This is a genomic window from Streptomyces sp. NPDC031554 (genome assembly GCF_055580685.1).
Map to the genome: position 1 here is coordinate 283,719 of NZ_JBVIKX010000007.1, position 15,487 is coordinate 299,205.

Genomic DNA, 15,487 nt, shown 5'->3' on the forward strand with positions numbered 1-15,487 from the left:
CCGCGTCCGCGGGAGGGGCCGGCGGCGGGTCGGGAGACGGGCCGGCGGCAGGCCGGGGCACGCGACGACAGGTCGGGTCGCGCGACGACGGCGGGTCAGGTCACGGGGACGACGGCGGTGATGCGCTTGCCGCCGGCGGGGAGGCCGGACACCCGGACGTCGCAGGCCAGCCGGCAGACGATCGGCCAGCCCCGGCCGCCGAGCCGGCGCCGGCCCCGGTCGTCGAGCGGGTCGGTGGCGACGGGCAGCCGGTCGCTGCGGTCGCTCACGGAGACCCGCACGACCCACCCTTCGATGTCCACGTCGAAGTCGGTGATGCCGCCCCCGTGGAGGATGGCGTTGGAGGTGAGTTCCGAGGCGACGAGCAGCGCGTCGGAGAGGGCCTCCTCGTCGTAGTCGTGGGGGGCGCCGGTCGCCCCGCCCCGTCCGTCGAGTGCGCGCCGTATGGCGCTGCGGACGTCGGACGGCCGGCAGGGACCGTCCCCGTGACAGTGCACCGGTGGCAGCGCGTGGCCGCCGTACGCGCCGTCGGTGCGCTCGGGCCGGTCCGGGAGATCAGGGAGATCCGGAAGGTCCGGCCGGCCGGTCGGGGCGGTTTCGGTGTCGGTATCGGTGTCGGTGGTCATCTGGTCGGTCTCGCCGGTTCGGTTGCTCCGGTGGTTCGCGTTGACGCGCATCCCTTCGCTCTCCTGACGTCCTCGACTGGTCGGGTGGACCCTCTCCCCGCCCGACGGGCGTGGCCCTCTCTCTCCGGCTGGCCCCCGAAAGCCCTCCCAAACCTGCCTTTCCGGGCATTCGGCCGCATCCCGCGGGTCATCGGCCCCGGACGGGGGCGGCCGTCCGGGGAACGGGGTCATCGACGGGCCCGGCGGGGGTAGGCGGAGTGCATGACGGATGTCGTGGACTCGGACGAACTGCTGCGGCGCATCCAGCGGGCCAGGGGCCGTGCGCGGGAGGAACTGCGGAACCTGCGGTCGCGGAGCGAGGAACTGGGGCGCACCGATCCGGACGCGGCGCGCGAGGCGCACCTGCGGAGCCTGGCGTACGAGGCGGTCCTGGACGTGCTGGACGAGATCGTGACGCCGGGGCGCCACGCGGAGACCGCCTGACCCCGCGTCCGACCCCGTCCGCACGGGGGTTCCACGGGCGCCCGGTTGACGTGCGGCGGCGGGGGAACCCGGCACCGCATGTCGGTCGATCACACGCGCGCCCCCGTACTGGAAGCCCTCGTCGAGTACCACCGCCAGGGACGGCTGGCGTTCTCGCCGCCCGGGCACAAACAGGCGCGCGGCGCCGACCCCGACGTGCGGGCGGTGCTGGGCGACGCGGTGTTCCTCGGCGACGTGCTGGCGTCGGGCGGGCTCGACGACCGGCTGACCCGGGGCCGGGTCCTGGAACGCGCCGAGGAGCTGATGGCGGACGCCGTCCACGCCGAGCACACCTTCTTCACGACGTGCGGGAGCTCCCTGTCGGTCAAGGCCGCGATGCTGTCCGTGGCCGGGCCGCACGAGAAGCTGCTGGTCGGGCGGGACGCGCACAAGTCCGTGGTGTCGGGCCTGATCCTGGCCGGGATCGAACCGGTGTGGGTGGAGCCGCGGTGGGACGCCGAACGGCACCTGGCGCATCCGCCGTCCGCGGCGAGCTTCGCGAAGGCCTTCGAGCTCCACCCCGACGCGAAGGGCGCCCTGGTCACCAGTCCGACGCCGTACGGCGCCTGCGCGGACCTGCGGGCGATCGCCGAGGTCTGTCACCGCCGTTCGCTGCCGCTGGTCGTGGACGAGGCGTGGGGTGCGCACCTGCCCTTCCACCCGGAGCTGCCGTCCTGGGCGATGGACGCGGGCGCCGACGTCTGCGTCACCAGCGTCCACAAGATGGGCAGCGGTCTGGAGCAGGGCTCGGTCTTCCACCTCCGGGGCGACCGGGTCCCGGCGGAGCTGCTGAAGACGCGCGCGGACCTGCTGGGCACGACCAGCCCGTCGACGCTGCTGTACGCCGGGCTCGACGGCTGGCGGCGGCAGATGTGCCTGCACGGCGAGGAGTTGATGGGCGGGGCCCTGGAGCTGGCGGCCGAGGTACGGGCGGCCGTCGAGCAGATCGACGGCATGCACGTCGACGGCCGGGCGGACTACTGCGGTCCGGACCTGGCCGCCGACTTCGATCCGCTGCCCGTCGTCATCGACCTGGAGGGGCTGGGCGTCTCGGGCTTCCGGGCGGCGGACTGGCTGCACGAACACCGCTCGGTCGACGTCCACCTGACCGACCACCGGCGGATCGGCACCCAGATCACCCACGGCGACGACCGGACGACGACCGGGGAACTGCTCGCAGCCCTCGAGGACCTCGCGCGCGCCGCGCCGGACCTGCGGCCGTCACCCCGCACGGAGGTACCGCCCCCCGCAGAACTCCGTCTGGCACAGGCGCTGTTGCCGCGGGACGCGTTCTTCGGTCCGGCCGAGCACGTGCCCCTGTCGAAGGCGGCCGGCCGGATCGCGGCGGAGATGATCACGCCGTATCCGCCGGGCATCCCCGCCGTCCTGCCCGGCGAGCGGCTCACCGAGCCGGTGCTGCGCTACCTGCGCTCGGGGCTGGAGGCGGGCATGAACCTGCCCGACCCGACGGACCGGAGGCTCGACACCGTCAGGGTGGTCGCGCGGGACGCGGAGTGAGCGGAGCGGGGCCGGTGGACGGGCGGGCGGGGGAAGCAGGGCCGGTGGGCGGGGGAAGCAGGGCGGGCCGGCGGGGGAAGCAGAGCCGGCGGGGCGGCGAAAACGGACGGGGACGGGAGAGGGGGAAGTGAAACAGGTCACGCGACCGGGTTGTGAGTGCGCGAAAAGCTCCAGAATGGTTTACGGTTCACCCAGTGGTCGCGGAGTCGAGTTCTTCTCCTCCGCATACCGCATGCGAGGGCCCTGGCTGGCTTCCCCCGTCCAGCCAGGGCTTTCGCATGCCCTTTCGCGAAACCTTCCGCCGCCGAGGTGCCCCGGGCGGCGGCAGCGGCTGAAATGGGCTTAGGGCCTCGAGGCCTCAGGGAACGTCCCGGAACCCATCGCCGGCGAGGAGCCCCGTGCCATGACCAGAGCGACGAAACTGCTGACCGCCCTTCCCCCGCCGCAGCGCCGGCGCCTGACGGACCTCGCCCGCGAGGTGGCCTTCCCGGAGGACACCAGGATCTTCGAGGCGGGCGGCACGGCCGACCGCTTCTGGGTGATCCGCTCCGGCGCGGTCTCCCTGGACCAGCAGGTGACGTCCGTGCAGCGGGTCACCGTCGCCACTCTCGGCGCCGGCGACCTGCTCGGCTGGTCCTGGCTGTTCCCGCCGTACCGGTGGGACTTCGGCGCGGAGGCGTTCAGCCCGGTCCGCGCCTACGAGTTCGAGGCCCGTGCGGTGCTCAAGCTCTGCGAGGAGGACCCCGCGCTCGGCCTCTCCCTGGTCCGCATCGTGGCCGAGATCCTCGCCCACCGCCTGGAGACCACCCGGAGCAGACTGATGGAGCAGTACGGCATGCACCACCGCCGGGTCATCTGACCCGGCCCGGTCCGTTCACCCCCCGGCCCGTTCACCCCGGCTGATCCGTCCCGGCCGGGTCCGGCGGGACGCGGTGACGTCGCAGGGCCGGTGCCGCACAGGCCAGGCCCAGCATCACGACGACGACCAGCAGGCCGCCGCCCGTCATGGCCGCGCGCGGGCCGAAGGCCGCGCCCGCCGTGCCGTGGAGGACGTCCGCCAGGCGCGGACCGCCCGCGACGACGACCGTGAAGACTCCCTGCATGCGGCCGCGCATCTCGTCGGTGGCGGCGGACAGCAGGATGGCGCCCCGGAAGACCATGGAGACCATGTCGGCGACGCCCGCCGCGGCCAGGAACACCACCGCGAGCCACAGGCTGCCGCTCAGCCCGGAGCCGGCGACCGCCGCACCCCAGGCGACGACCGCGCCGATGACCATCCAGCCGTGCCGGCGGGCCCGCGAGAAGGTGCCGGAGAACAACCCGCCCAGCACCGCGCCCAGGGGCACGGCCGCGAAGAGCAGGCCGAGCGCGAGGCCCTCGCCGTAGGGCGCGTAGGTCTCGGCGGCGAGCTGGGGGAAGAGGGCGCGGGGCATGCCGAGGACCATCGCGACGACGTCGGCGAGGAAGGACAGCAGCAGCACCTTGTGCCGTGCGATGTAACGGAACCCCTCCAGGATCTCGCGCAGTCCCGCGCGCCGGACGGCCGGGCCGCCGAGCGGCGGCAGCGCGGGCAGCCGGGCCACGGCCCACAGCGTCACGCACAGGGCGAGCGCGTCGAGCAGGTACAGCTCGGGCAGCCCGATGACGGGTATCAGGGCGCCCGCCAGGAGGGGGCCGGCGACCAGGCCGGTCTGCATCACGGTCGAACCGAGGGCGTTCGCGGCGGCCAGTTCGCCGGCCGGGACGAGCCGGGCGATGGAGGCGGTGCGGGCCGGCGCGTTGAGGCCGAAGAACGCCTGCTGGGTGGCGAGCAGCACCATCAGCACCGCGACCGAGCCGAGTCCGGCGGCCGCCTGGAGCCAGAACAGCACGGAGGTCACGGCGATGCCGGTGTTGGTGATCAGCAGGAGCTTGCGCCGGTCCATGCTGTCGGCCACCGCGCCGCCCCACAGCGCGAACACCACCAGGGGCAGCAGCCCGGCGACACTGGCGTAGCCGACCCAGGCGGAGGAGCCGGTGATGTCGTAGATCTGCTTGGGCACGGCGACGGCGGTGAGCTGGCTGCCGACGGCGGTGACGACGGTCGAGGACCACAGCCGGCGGTAGGCGGGCCGGCGCAGCGGGCGGGTGTCCATCGCCCAGCGGCGCCAGCCGCGCCGGGCCGGGTCCCGCGGATCCGGGGCCGTGTCCCGCGGATCCGGGGCCGTGTCCCGCGGATCCGGGGCCGTGTCCCGCGGGTCCAGGGCCGGGTCCCGCGGGTCCGGGGCCGGGTCCGGCGGGCGGCCCGGCGCGGCGGCGGTCCGGGACGCCGCCCCGGTCCTCTCCTCGGTTCTCGTCTCGGGCGCTTCGTTGCTCTCGCTCGTGTCCACGGAGTCCCTGGTTGCTCGTTACATCTTTCTGGCCAGGGGTCACTATCGCAGTTCCGGCTGTGGCGCCGCGGGCCCGCGGACGCCCGTGCTCAGGCGCCCGCGATCAGGGTGGCGCCGAGGGTGATCATCGTGGCGGCGACCAGTCCGTCCAGGACGCGCCAGGCGCCGGGCCGGGCCAGGAAACGGCCGAACAGCCGCGCCCCGAAGCCCAGCGCGGCGAACCAGCACAGGCTGGCCACCGCCGCCCCCAGGCCGAAGGTCCAGCGCAGCGGGCCGCGGTCGGCGGCGACGGTGCCGAGCAGGAAGACCGTGTCGAGGTAGACGTGCGGGTTGAGCCAGGTCATCGCGAGGCAGGTGAGCACCGCCCGCCGCCGGGAGCCGGTGGCCTCGCCCTCCGTCTCCAGGGCGCCGCCCGGCCTGAGCACCCGGCGGGCGGCGAGGACGCCGTAGCAGAGCAGGAAGGCGCCGCCGAGCCAGGCGACGGCGGTGAGGGCGCCGGGCCAGGCCACCACCAGCGCGCCCACCCCGGCCACCCCGAGGGTGATGAGGACGGCGTCGGACAGCGCGCAGATGGCGACGACGGGGAGGACGGCGTCCCGGCGTATGCCCTGGCGCAGGACGAAGGCGTTCTGCGCGCCGATGGCGACGATGAGGGAGAGACCGGTGCCGAAGCCTGCCGCCGCGGCGGCGAGGGAGGTGTGCATGGCGTCCACGCTAGGGAGCGAATCACCGCGGTACCAGCTAAAGATTCTTACGTAACATTAGCGATCGTGATGACGGATCTCCCCCTCGACCAGGTGCGCACCCTGCTCGCCGTGGTCGACGAGGGCACCTTCGACGCCGCGGCCGCCGCCCTGCACGTGACGCCGTCGGCGGTCAGTCAGCGGGTGAAGGCACTGGAGCAGCGCACCGGCCGGGTCCTGCTGCTGCGCACCAAGCCGGTACGGCCGACGGAGTCCGGGGAGATCGTCGTGCGGTTCGCCCGGCAGCTGGCCCGGCTGGAGCGCGACACGCGGTCCGAACTGGGCATGAACGGCGCCGGGGAGCCGACACGCGTGACGGTGGCGGTCAACGCGGACTCGCTCGCCACCTGGTTCCTGCCCGCCCTGACCCGCGTGCCGCGCGAGCCGCCGTTCTGCTTCGAACTGCACCGCGAGGACGAGACGCGGACGGCGGAGCTGCTGCGGGAGGGCCTGGTGATGGCCGCGGTGACCTCCCTGCCGGACGCCGTCACGGGCTGCTCGGTCAGGGCTCTGGGCTCGATGCGCTACTTCGCGGCGGCGAGCCCCGGCTTCGCCGCCGCGTTCCTCGACGGCGTGCCGCTGGGCGAGGGGCTCGCGCGGGCTCCCGTGGTCACCTTCGACCGCCGCGACGACCTCCAGGACGCGTTCGTACGGCGGCTGCGGCGCGGGCCCGACGGCGCGAGCCGGCTGCGGCACGCCGTACCGACCTCGGAGGGCTTCCTCGACGCGGTGGCGGCCGGGCTCGGCTGGGGCATGGTGCCCGAGGCGCAGGCCCGGGAGCTGCTGACGGCGGGGCGTCTGGTCTCCCTCGCCCCGGACCGTCCCCTCGACGTCCCCTTGTTCTGGCAGCAGTGGAAGCTCGACTCCCCCGCCCTGGCCGCCGTGGCCGCCGCCGTCGCGGCGACGGCGGCGCGGACCCTGCGGAGCTGAGCGGGCGGCCCGGCCGGGCGTCGGTCCTGGCCGTCGGTCCGTGCGGCGCGGTTTCACTTCCGCCCTGGCGGTGACACGAACAGGAGCAAATACCGGAAACCGCACACGACTTCGATCGCAGGTGACTTCGATGGACGACTGGCGACAGAGCGCCGCGTGCCGCCATGAGGACCCGGAACTCTTCTTCCCGATCGGCACCTCGGGGCCGGCCCTGCTGCAGACCGAGCAGGCGAAGACGGTCTGCCGGGGCTGCTCGGTGCGGGACCAGTGCCTGGAATGGGCGCTGGAGACCGACCAGGGCCTCGGCGTCTGGGGCGGCACGAGCGAGACCGAACGGCGCGCCCTCAAGCGGCGCATCAAGGCACGCCGCAGTTCGTGACCTCCGCGCGGGGCGGACCGGTGCTCACCGGCCCGCCCCGCGCGTCGGTCGGGCCGTGGGCCGATGCGGCCCGCGGCCCGACCGACGCGTGGCCGGAAGCGCGCGACCCGCGGGCCCCGGCGGGCTCAGTCGCCGCTCGGGGCCGTGGCAGCGGGCAGCGGACAGCCGCAGGGTGAACACGCTCCCCGCGCCCGGTGTGCTCGCCGCCCGTGCCGTGCCGCCCTGGGCGGTGGCCGGATGACGGAGGATCGACAGGCCGAGGCCGCTGCCGGCGGTGCGGGACGACTGTCGGTGCGGCGGTGCGGGACGACTTCGGAGAGCGGGGAGTCGGGACCGCGTCCGGTGACCACGACGGCCTGGCGCGCGGTGGCCGGCACGGCGGCGCGCGTCCTCGGGCCGAGGCCCGGCAGCCGCCGCGGGAGCGTCCGGGCGGCGGCCCCGGACCCGGACCTGCCCGGAGCCGCCCGGGGGTCGCGGGGCCGGCGGCCGTACCGCCCCCGCGTCCGGCCGGCAGGAGGGACGCGGGAAGCAGCGCGGCACGGGCACGGTGCGTGATCATGGCTCGGCCTTGGCCGAGAGGTGTGGGGAACCGGTCAGGTCCTCAGGCCAGGTCGGGCTTTCCCCGAGCGTACAGCCAGGTCCTGAACAGGTTTCCGAGGTCCTTGCCGGACACCTTCTCCGCCAGGCGCTCGAACTGGGCGGTGGTGGCGTTGCCGTCGCGGTGCCCGGACGCCCAGGCGCGCAGGACGCGGAAGAAGGCGCGGTCCCCGATCTCGGTGCGCAGCGCGTGCAGGGTCATGGCGCCGCGGGCGTAGACGGGCGTGCCGAAGATGTTCGCGCCGCTGCCGGGGTCGCCGGGCGGGAACGCCCACAGGCGGTCGCCGGCCGGGCGCGCGTACAGCGCGTCGAAGGCGGCCTGGGCGCGCGCGCCGCCGTGCTGTTCATCGTAGAGCCACTCGGCGTAGGTGGCGAAGCCCTCGTTGAGCCAGATGTCCTTCCAGGACGTGAGGGAGACGGAGTCGCCGAACCACTGGTGGGCGGTCTCGTGGACGAGGGTGCCCAGGTCGGGCGCGCCGTCGTAGACGGGCCGGGTCTGGGTCTCCAGGGCGTAGCCGACGTCCGGGGCGTGGTCCACGATCGACCCGGCCGCGCGGTACGGGTAGGGGCCGAACAGGCCGCTCCCCCAGGCGAGCACGGAGGGCAGCTTCGCCAGCACGGGCCCGGCGGCGGCCGCCTCGCGGGGGTCGACGGCGTCGTAGACCTCGATGCCGTCGCGGGTGGTGTACTGCCGCACCCGGAAGGCGCCGACGGTCGCCGTCGCGAGGTAGGCGGCCATGGGCTCGGCCTGCCGCCAGCGGTAGGTGGTCCTCCCGTGCGCGGTCCGCCGGCCGAGGAGGACGCCGTTGGCGACGGCCGTACGGCCCTCGGGGACGGTGATGGTGAAGTCGTAGGAGGACTTGTCGGTGGGGTGGTTGTTCGCGGGGAACCAGGTCATGGCGCCCTGCGGCTCGCCCGCGACGAAGGCGCCGTCGTCGGTGGGGATCCAGCCGTCGGGGGAACCGTCGGGGTCGGTGACCGGGCCGGGGGTGCCGGAGTAGGTGACGGTCACCTGGAACCGCGCGCCCTTGCGCAGGGCGCGGCGCGGGGTGACGACGAGTTCCTGGCCGTCGCGCCGGTGACCTGCCTTGACGTGGTCGACGGTCAGGGCGGTGACCTTCAGGCCGTTCAGGTCGAGGTCGAAGCGGCTCAGCGGGCGGGCGGCGCGGGCGGTGAGGACCGCCTTGCCGTCGAGGTGCCGGCCGGCCGGGTCGTACCGCAGGGTCAGGTCGTAGTGGTCGACGTGGTAGCCGCCGTTCCCGGCTAGCGGGAAGTAGGGGTCGCCGACACCGGGCGCGCCCACCGGGCCGGCCGCGAGCGCGGGGTCGGCAGCGGTGAGCAGCGCCGCCACGGCCACGGGTACGGCCGCGAGGAGGGCGGGGCGTCTGCGGGGGTGTGTCACATGCGCTCCTGAAGGGGGTGACGGGTGGTCAGACGTGATCAGACTAGGCACCGGCCCCTGCGGATTCGCCCTCGTTCAGGTCAAGCCGCGCGGCGCGGGCGGCCGGTCCGTGCTTACCCTCGGCACCACCGCCCGTCCCGTGGAGAGGCCGCCCATGAGTGTCCGCGTGCGCCGCGTGTACGACCCGCCCGAGCCCGAGGACGGGGTCCGCGTCCTCGTCGACCGGCTGTGGCCGCGCGGTCTGGCGAAGGACGCGGCGCGGGTCGACGCGTGGCCCAGGGCGCTGGCCCCGTCGGACGAGCTGCGCCGCTGGTACCACGCGGGCGAGGGCTCCCCCGAGGAGTTCGCGCGGCGTTACGAGGCCGAGCTGACCGGCCCCCAGGCCGAGGAACCTCTGCGGGACATGAGGGAGTGGGTGGCCTCGGGGCCGGTGACCCTGCTCACCGCGGTGAAGGATCCTGAGCACGGCCACGCGGCGGTCCTGGCCCGTCTCCTCGGCTGAGGACGCTCCGGCCGCCGGCCGGCGAGACTCGCCGCCCGGTCCACGGCGGGTTCGGCACGACGCCCGGTCCACGGCGGGTTCGGCACGACGGCCGGTCCCGGCACCGTACCGGTTCGGTACGGTGCCCGGTCCGGGGCGGGAAGGCGGCCCGTCCGGGGCGGGAAGGCGGCCCGATCCGGACCGGCACGGTGGCCGGTCCGGATCGGGAGGGCGGCCCGCCGCCGGGGCGAGCCCGGTCCCGGTCTCAGCCCGTCTGCCGGGCCGCCGCCCGTCCCGCCGCGCGGCCGGAGAAGAGGCAGCCTCCGAGGAAGGTGCCCTCCAGGGCGTTGTAGCCGTGGACGCCGCCGCCGCCGAACCCGGCGACCTCACCCGCCGCGTACAGGCCCTCGACCGGGCTGCCGTCGGCGCCGAGGGCGCGCGAGTCCAGGTCGGTCTGGATGCCGCCGAGGGTCTTGCGGGTGAGGACGTGCAGCTTGACGGCGACGAGGGGACCGGCCGCGGGGTCCAGGATGCGGTGCGGGGTCGCGACGCGGCCGAGGCGGTCACCGATGTAGCGGCGGGCGTTGCGGATGCCCTGCACCTGGGAGTCCTTGGCGTACGGGTTGGCCAGCTGGAGGTCGCGGGCGCGGATCTGGCGGCGCAGGCCGTCGGCGTCGAGCAGCGCCTCGTCCGTCAGGCCGTTCATCTTCTCCACCAGCCGGTCCAGGGTGTCGGCGACGACGAAGTCCGCGCCGCGGTCGAGGAAGGCCTGCACGGGGGCCGGCGCGCCCTTGCCGAGGATGCGGTCGCGCAGGACGGCCTTGCGGTCCCTGGCGGTGATGTCGGGGTTCTGCTCGGAGCCCGACAGCGCGAACTCCTTCTCGACGATCTTCCGGGTGAGGACGAACCAGGAGTGGTCGTACCCGGCGATGTCCTCGGCGGTGCGCAGGTGCCGGAGGGTGCCGAGGGTGTCGTAGCCCGGCAGGCAGGGGTCGGGCAGGCGGCGGCCGAGGGCGTCGAACCACATCGAGGACGGGCCGGGCAGGATGCGGATGCCGTGGCCTGGCCAGACGGGGTCCCAGTTGCGGACGCCCTCCGTGTAGTGCCACATGCGGTCGCGGTTGACGAGCCGGACACCGGCCTCGGCGCTGATGTCGAGCATGCGGCCGTCGACGTAGGCGGGGACACCGGTGACCATCTCGGCGGGCGGGGTGCCGAGGCGTTCGGGCCAGTGGCGGCGGACCATGTCGTGGTTGGCGCCGATGCCGCCGCTGGTGACGACGACGGCCTGGGCGGTCAGCTCGAAGTCGCCGACGCGCTCGCGGCTGGAGGGGACACCGCGCGGCGAGTCGTCGGGCGCGAGGACCGTGCCGCGCACGCCCCGCGCCGCGCCGCCCTCGACGACCAGCTCGTCGACGCGGTGACGGTGGTGGAAGGTGAGCAGCCCGTCCCGGGCGGCCTGCAGGGCGTACCGCGCGAACGGCTCGACGACGCCCGTGCCGGTCCCCCACGCGACGTGGAAGCGGGGCACGGAGTTGCCGTGCCCGTCGGCGCGCAGGTCGCCGCGCTCGGCCCAGCCGACGGTCGGCACGAAGGAGATGCCGTGCCCGGCGAGCCAGGTCCGCTTCTCCCCGGCGGCGAACTCGACGTAGGCGCGCGCCCAGCGCACCGCCCAGGAGTCCTCGTCGTCGGTGCGGTCGAACTGCGCGCTGCCCTGCCAGTCGCTCCAGGCCAGGTCGAAGGAGTCCTTGACGCCGAGGCGGCGCTGCTCGGGCGAGTCGACGAGGAACAGCCCGCCGAAGGACCAGAACGCCTGGCCGCCGAGGTTGGCGGCGTTCTCCTGGTCGACCAGGGCGACCCGCCTGCCCCTGCTGGTGAGTTCGTGCGCCGCGACCAGGCCGGCGAGGCCCGCTCCGACGACGATGACGTCCGCGTCCATGGCGACCGTTGCCTTTCTCATTCGGGGTGCTTCTCGAAGTGGCGCCCGGAGTCTCCTCCGGGGTGACGCACGGCGTGCTCCTCGGGGTGGCGCCCGAGGTCGTTCCCGGGGTGGCGCTCCGGGCCGTTCCCGGAGTGATGCTCCGGGCCGTTCCCGGAGTGATGCTCCGGGTCGTTCCCGGGGCGGGCGCCGCCTTCGGTCAGCAGGGCGGTGAGGAGCTGCTTGAGCCAGGCGCGGGCGCCGTCCACGTCCTTGTCGAGCAGCAGTTGGGTGGTGACCCCGTCGTAGGCGGCGACCACCGCGCGGGCGGCGGCGTCGGCGTCGCCGAGGACGGCGGACGGCGCGCCCGGACCGCGGTCGCGGCCGAGCCGGTCGGCGATGGCGCCGCGGAGCGTCGCGCGGTGGTCGAGCAGGGTCCGGGCGACGGCCGGGTCGCGGGCGGCGTGCACGAGGAAGTCCGTCTTCACCAGCAGCCAGTCGTGGTCGAGGAGCAGCACCTCGGTGACGCGGTCCACGGACGCGGGCACGTCGAGGCCGGGTCCGTCCCCGGCGAGCGCGTCGGCGACCTGCCGGGCGATGAGGTCGGCGCGCTGCCGGTAGAGGGCGAAGAAGAGTTCGTCCAGGCTGGCGAAGTTGGAGTAGAAGGCGCCCCGGCTGTAGCCGGCGGCCTCGCAGACCTCCTCGATGGAGACCCGCCCGAAGCCCTTGGCGGCGAACACCTCGAAGGCGGCGTCCAGGAGGTTGGCCCGGGTGCGCACCCGGCGCCGGGTGACACGCCCCGCCGTCCGTTCCGCCGCCATGTCGGACCTCCGTTCGATACGGGAATGTATCCGATGCACTCGTGTATCGAAAGACTCGCGACAGCCACAACGGCAGCGACAACGGCAACGTGGCGGCGGCCGTGGTGACGCCCGCTCCCCCGGCGATCTGCTTTGCTGTCCCCGTCGGGCACGGACCTCACCCCACGGGACGATCATGCGGGCAGACGTACGGCAGGTCGCGGACGGCACCTATCTGGTGCACGGCGGCCACACCAACTGGGTGATCCTCACCGAGGGCGACGCCATCACCCTGATCGACACCGGCTACCCGGCGGACCGGCAGCGGCTGCTGGACTCCCTGGCCGCGGTGGGCGGTTCACCGCGGGCGGTCACCGCCGTCCTCGTCACCCACGCGCACAACGACCACCTCGGGTCCGCCGAACACCTGCGCACCGTGTACGGCACGCCCGTTCACCTGCATCCGGCCGAAGTCCCGCACGCCCGGCGGGACTTCCTCCAGCAGGTGAGCGTCGGCACGGTGCTGCGCAACGCCTGGCGGCCCGGCGTCCTGCCGTGGGCGGTGCACGTGCTGTGCGCCGGCGGCACCGCACAGCATCCGGTCACCGCCCCGGAGCCGTTCCCCGCCGCCCCCGGTGCCACCGCCGGCCCCGGTGCCTTCGGCGCGCTGGACCTGCCGGGCCGGCCCGTGCCCGTGCACACCCCCGGCCACACGGACGGCCACACCGTCTTCCACCTCCCGCAGGCCGGGATCCTCGTCTCCGGTGACGCGCTGGTCAGCGGGCACGCCACCTCGCGGATCCGGGGGCCGCAACTGCTGCCCGGCATGTTCCACCACGAACGGGACCGCGCGCTGGCCTCGCTGGACGTGATCGGGTCCCTGGCGGCCGACGTCCTGCTGCCCGGCCACGGGCCGGTGCACCGGGGGCCGGTGCGGGAGGCCGCGCAGCGGGCCCGGGAGCACTCCGTCTAAGGTCGGGCCATGGCTTTGCAGATCAGCGCCACCAATCCGGAGCACCCGGCCCTCCTGCTGGAACTGCCCTGGCAGCTCCCGCTGGAGGAGTGGCCCGAGGACGTCCTCGTACCGCTGCCGCGCGGCATCTCCCGGCACGTGGTGCGCTACGCCCGCGCCGGCGAGGAGGTGATCGCCGTCAAGGAACTGGCCGAGCGCCCGGCGCTGCGCGAGTACGAGCTGCTGCGCGACCTGGACCGGCTGGGCATCCCGGCCGTCGACCCGCTGGCCGTGGTCACCGGGCGCACCGGCACGGCGGGCGACCCGCTGGAGCCGGTCCTGGTCACCCGGCACCTGGGCGGGTCGATGCCGTACCGGTCGATGTTCGAGACGACGATGCGGCCGGCGACCATGCACCGGCTGATGGACGCCCTGGCGGTGCTGCTGGTGCGGCTGCACCTGGCCGGGTTCGCGTGGGGCGACTGCTCGCTGTCCAACACCCTGTTCCGGCGCGACGCGGGCGCCTACGCCGCGTACCTCGTCGACGCCGAGACCGGTGACCTGCACCCGCAGCTGAGCCCCGGGCAGCGCGACTACGACCTCGACCTGGCCCGCGTGAACATCAGCGGCGAACTGCTCGACCTGGAGGCCTCCGGCGCGCTGCACCCGTCGGTCGACCCGGTCGAGTTCGGCAGGGAGATATGCGCCCGCTACGAAGGCCTGTGGCAGGAGCTGACCCGCACCTCCGTCTACCCGGCGGGCAAGTACCACTACATCGAGCGCCGCATCCGCCGGCTCCACGAGCTGGGCTTCGACGTGGCGGAGATGCAGATCGAGCACTCCCCCAACGGCGACACGGTCACCTTCGTGCCGAAGGTCGTCGACGCGGGCCACCACCAGCGGCAGTTGCTGCGGCTGACCGGTCTGGACGCCGAGGAGAACCAGGCCAGACGGCTGCTGAACGACCTGGAGAGCTGGATGGCCACCCAGGACGACTACGCCCCGGGCGACCCCCTCGCCGCCCGCCCCGAGGTGCTGGCGCACCGCTGGGTGCGGGACGTGTTCCGACCGACCGTGCGGGCCGTGCCGCTCGCGCTGCGCGGCTCCATGGACCCGGCGGAGATCTACCACGAGCTCCTCGAGCACCGCTGGTACCTGTCGGAGCGCGCGCAGCACGACATCGGCCTCGACACGGCCGTGCGGGACTACATCGCCAGGATCCTGCCCCGCGCGCGGGAGACCCTGGAGCCGACGACGCCGGAGTGAGCCGGGCGCCGGACGAGTCCGGCGCCCGCCCGCGTCACTCGTGCGGGACCACGGCCACGGGGCAGTCCGCGTGGTGCAGCACGCCGTGCGCCACCGAGCCGATCCGGGCGCCGACGGCGGTGCGGCGGGCCCGCCGGCCGACCACCACCAGCTGGGCCCGCCCGGACACCGACAGCAGCACCTGGCCGGCGCTGCCGATCTCCACGTGCTCCACCACCGGCACGTCCGGGAAGCGTTCGCGCCACGGGGCGAGGGCGTCGGTCAGCGCCTTCTTCTCGTACGGCTCCAGGCCGCCCGCGTCGTCGAGCAGCTTGAGCGAGGCGGGGCTGTAGGAGAACACCGGGGGCAGGGTCCAGGCCCGCACCGCGCGGACGGAGGCGCCGCGGGCGGCCGCCGTCTCGAACGCGAACCGCAGCGTGGCCGCGCTGTCCTCGGGCGAGCCGTGCTGGCCGACCACGATCTCGTGCCCGGCCACCTCGGAGCTGGCCTTGTCCCCGGCCCGTACCAGGACGACCGGGCGGCGGGTCTCGGCGATGACCTGCTGGCCGACCGAGCCGAGCAGGAAGCCGACGACCGGGCCGTGCCCGCGCGAGCCCAGCACCAGCAGTTCCGCCTCCGCCGCGGCGGCGACCAGCGTGTCCGCCGGCTCGCCCTCCGGGACGTCGCTGGTCACCCGCAGCCCCGGGTGGCGTTCCGAGACCTCGGCGACGGCCTCCCGGACCGCGGCCCGCACCCAGTCCCGCTGGGCCTCCCGGTCCGCGACCTCGGCCGCCGCGTCCGGCTGGTACGCCCAGGCGTGCACCACCCGCAGCGCCAGGTCCCGCCGTACGGCCTCCCTGGCCGCCCAGGCCAGTGCCGCCAGGCTCTCTTCCGTTCCGTCGACCCCTGCCGTGATCGGGCCCGTCATCCCGCCGCCTCCCCGCTCTTCTTCGCTTCGTCTCGCGAAATCGATTCGTCGGGTCCAGTCTTCACCACCGGCCTGCC

14 protein-coding genes and 1 pseudogene are annotated in these 15,487 nt (G+C 74.7%); 8 read left to right on the forward strand and 7 right to left on the reverse strand.

Annotated features, from left to right (window positions below; genetic code table 11):
• Positions 1-95: 95 nt before the first annotated feature.
• Positions 96-506: an ATP-binding protein gene (locus ACZ5FU_RS20510; RefSeq protein WP_451530818.1), complete on the reverse strand. Its 411-nt coding sequence runs from the start codon at positions 504-506 to the stop codon at positions 96-98.
• Between the two features lie 381 nt (positions 507-887).
• On the opposite strand from ACZ5FU_RS20510, the gene ACZ5FU_RS20515 reads away from it, so the two are divergent.
• From ACZ5FU_RS20515 to ACZ5FU_RS20525, 3 genes are all read left to right on the forward strand, one after another.
• Positions 888-1,109 (forward strand): hypothetical protein, encoded by a 222-nt coding sequence (locus ACZ5FU_RS20515; RefSeq protein WP_451530796.1) that lies wholly within the window; start codon positions 888-890, stop codon positions 1,107-1,109.
• A 78-nt stretch (positions 1,110-1,187) separates the two neighbouring features.
• On the forward strand, positions 1,188-2,666 hold the full coding sequence (locus ACZ5FU_RS20520; protein WP_468836490.1) for an aminotransferase class I/II-fold pyridoxal phosphate-dependent enzyme: 1,479 nt from the start codon (positions 1,188-1,190) through the stop codon (positions 2,664-2,666).
• Between the two features lie 403 nt (positions 2,667-3,069).
• Positions 3,070-3,525 (forward strand): cyclic nucleotide-binding domain-containing protein, encoded by a 456-nt coding sequence (locus ACZ5FU_RS20525; protein ID WP_451530794.1) that lies wholly within the window; start codon positions 3,070-3,072, stop codon positions 3,523-3,525.
• Positions 3,526-3,556: 31 nt separating this feature from the next.
• Here the strand turns inward: ACZ5FU_RS20525 and ACZ5FU_RS20530 are convergent, their stop codons facing one another.
• Positions 3,557-4,909, reverse strand: coding sequence for an MFS transporter (locus ACZ5FU_RS20530; protein ID WP_468646769.1), 1,353 nt, complete (start codon positions 4,907-4,909; stop codon positions 3,557-3,559).
• 215 nt (positions 4,910-5,124) lie between these two features.
• Positions 5,125-5,739 carry a LysE/ArgO family amino acid transporter gene (locus ACZ5FU_RS20535; RefSeq protein ID WP_468836485.1) on the reverse strand — a complete coding sequence of 205 codons (615 nt, stop codon included), beginning with the start codon at positions 5,737-5,739 and terminating at the stop codon, positions 5,125-5,127.
• 69 nt (positions 5,740-5,808) lie between these two features.
• Between ACZ5FU_RS20535 and ACZ5FU_RS20540 the strand changes: the two genes are divergently transcribed.
• Together ACZ5FU_RS20540 and ACZ5FU_RS20545 are read left to right on the forward strand one after the other, a co-directional pair.
• Complete coding sequence (locus ACZ5FU_RS20540) at positions 5,809-6,708, forward strand: LysR family transcriptional regulator ArgP (protein WP_468836483.1); 900 nt, start codon at positions 5,809-5,811, stop codon at positions 6,706-6,708.
• Between the two features lie 130 nt (positions 6,709-6,838).
• Positions 6,839-7,087: a WhiB family transcriptional regulator gene (locus ACZ5FU_RS20545; protein WP_451778252.1), complete on the forward strand. Its 249-nt coding sequence runs from the start codon at positions 6,839-6,841 to the stop codon at positions 7,085-7,087.
• Between the two features lie 601 nt (positions 7,088-7,688).
• Here the strand turns inward: ACZ5FU_RS20545 and ACZ5FU_RS20550 are convergent.
• Complete coding sequence (locus ACZ5FU_RS20550) at positions 7,689-9,086, reverse strand: M1 family metallopeptidase (RefSeq protein WP_451778250.1); 1,398 nt, start codon at positions 9,084-9,086, stop codon at positions 7,689-7,691.
• Positions 9,087-9,240: 154 nt separating this feature from the next.
• Between ACZ5FU_RS20550 and ACZ5FU_RS20555 the strand changes: the two genes are divergently transcribed.
• Positions 9,241-9,588: a DUF488 domain-containing protein gene (locus tag ACZ5FU_RS20555; protein WP_468646900.1), complete on the forward strand. Its 348-nt coding sequence runs from the start codon at positions 9,241-9,243 to the stop codon at positions 9,586-9,588.
• Between the two features lie 244 nt (positions 9,589-9,832).
• Here the strand turns inward: ACZ5FU_RS20555 and ACZ5FU_RS20560 are convergent, their stop codons facing one another.
• A complete protein-coding gene (locus tag ACZ5FU_RS20560) occupies positions 9,833-11,506 on the reverse strand; it encodes an FAD-binding dehydrogenase (protein WP_451530701.1) in 1,674 nt (557 codons plus the stop codon).
• A 179-nt stretch (positions 11,507-11,685) separates the two neighbouring features.
• Positions 11,686-12,306, reverse strand: a pseudogene (locus ACZ5FU_RS20565) (TetR/AcrR family transcriptional regulator); the annotation flags it as partial.
• Between the two features lie 175 nt (positions 12,307-12,481).
• Here ACZ5FU_RS20565 and ACZ5FU_RS20570 point away from each other — a divergent pair.
• Both ACZ5FU_RS20570 and ACZ5FU_RS20575 read left to right on the forward strand, forming a co-directional pair.
• A complete protein-coding gene (locus tag ACZ5FU_RS20570; protein ID WP_451530697.1) occupies positions 12,482-13,258 on the forward strand; it encodes an MBL fold metallo-hydrolase in 777 nt (258 codons plus the stop codon).
• 9 nt (positions 13,259-13,267) lie between these two features.
• Positions 13,268-14,503 carry a DUF4032 domain-containing protein gene (locus ACZ5FU_RS20575; protein WP_468646902.1) on the forward strand — a complete coding sequence of 412 codons (1,236 nt, stop codon included), beginning with the start codon at positions 13,268-13,270 and terminating at the stop codon, positions 14,501-14,503.
• A 34-nt stretch (positions 14,504-14,537) separates the two neighbouring features.
• On the opposite strand, the gene ACZ5FU_RS20580 is transcribed toward ACZ5FU_RS20575, so the two are convergent.
• Positions 14,538-15,410 (reverse strand): universal stress protein, encoded by an 873-nt coding sequence (locus ACZ5FU_RS20580; protein WP_451530695.1) that lies wholly within the window; start codon positions 15,408-15,410, stop codon positions 14,538-14,540.
• Between the last annotated feature and the right edge of the window lie 77 nt (positions 15,411-15,487).

Coding starts and splice junctions, on each gene's coding strand:
- ACZ5FU_RS20580 (WP_451530695.1), bottom strand. CDS start 15,410: ATGACGGGCCCGATCACGGCAGGGGTCGACGGAACGGAAGAGAGCCTG.
- ACZ5FU_RS20560 (WP_451530701.1), bottom strand. CDS start 11,506: ATGGACGCGGACGTCATCGTCGTCGGAGCGGGCCTCGCCGGCCTGGTC.
- ACZ5FU_RS20535 (WP_468836485.1), bottom strand. CDS start 5,739: ATGCACACCTCCCTCGCCGCCGCGGCGGCAGGCTTCGGCACCGGTCTC.
- ACZ5FU_RS20575 (WP_468646902.1), top strand. CDS start 13,268: ATGGCTTTGCAGATCAGCGCCACCAATCCGGAGCACCCGGCCCTCCTG.
- ACZ5FU_RS20545 (WP_451778252.1), top strand. CDS start 6,839: ATGGACGACTGGCGACAGAGCGCCGCGTGCCGCCATGAGGACCCGGAA.
- ACZ5FU_RS20520 (WP_468836490.1), top strand. CDS start 1,188: ATGTCGGTCGATCACACGCGCGCCCCCGTACTGGAAGCCCTCGTCGAG.
- ACZ5FU_RS20555 (WP_468646900.1), top strand. CDS start 9,241: ATGAGTGTCCGCGTGCGCCGCGTGTACGACCCGCCCGAGCCCGAGGAC.
- ACZ5FU_RS20525 (WP_451530794.1), top strand. CDS start 3,070: ATGACCAGAGCGACGAAACTGCTGACCGCCCTTCCCCCGCCGCAGCGC.
- ACZ5FU_RS20540 (WP_468836483.1), top strand. CDS start 5,809: ATGACGGATCTCCCCCTCGACCAGGTGCGCACCCTGCTCGCCGTGGTC.
- ACZ5FU_RS20515 (WP_451530796.1), top strand. CDS start 888: ATGACGGATGTCGTGGACTCGGACGAACTGCTGCGGCGCATCCAGCGG.
- ACZ5FU_RS20570 (WP_451530697.1), top strand. CDS start 12,482: ATGCGGGCAGACGTACGGCAGGTCGCGGACGGCACCTATCTGGTGCAC.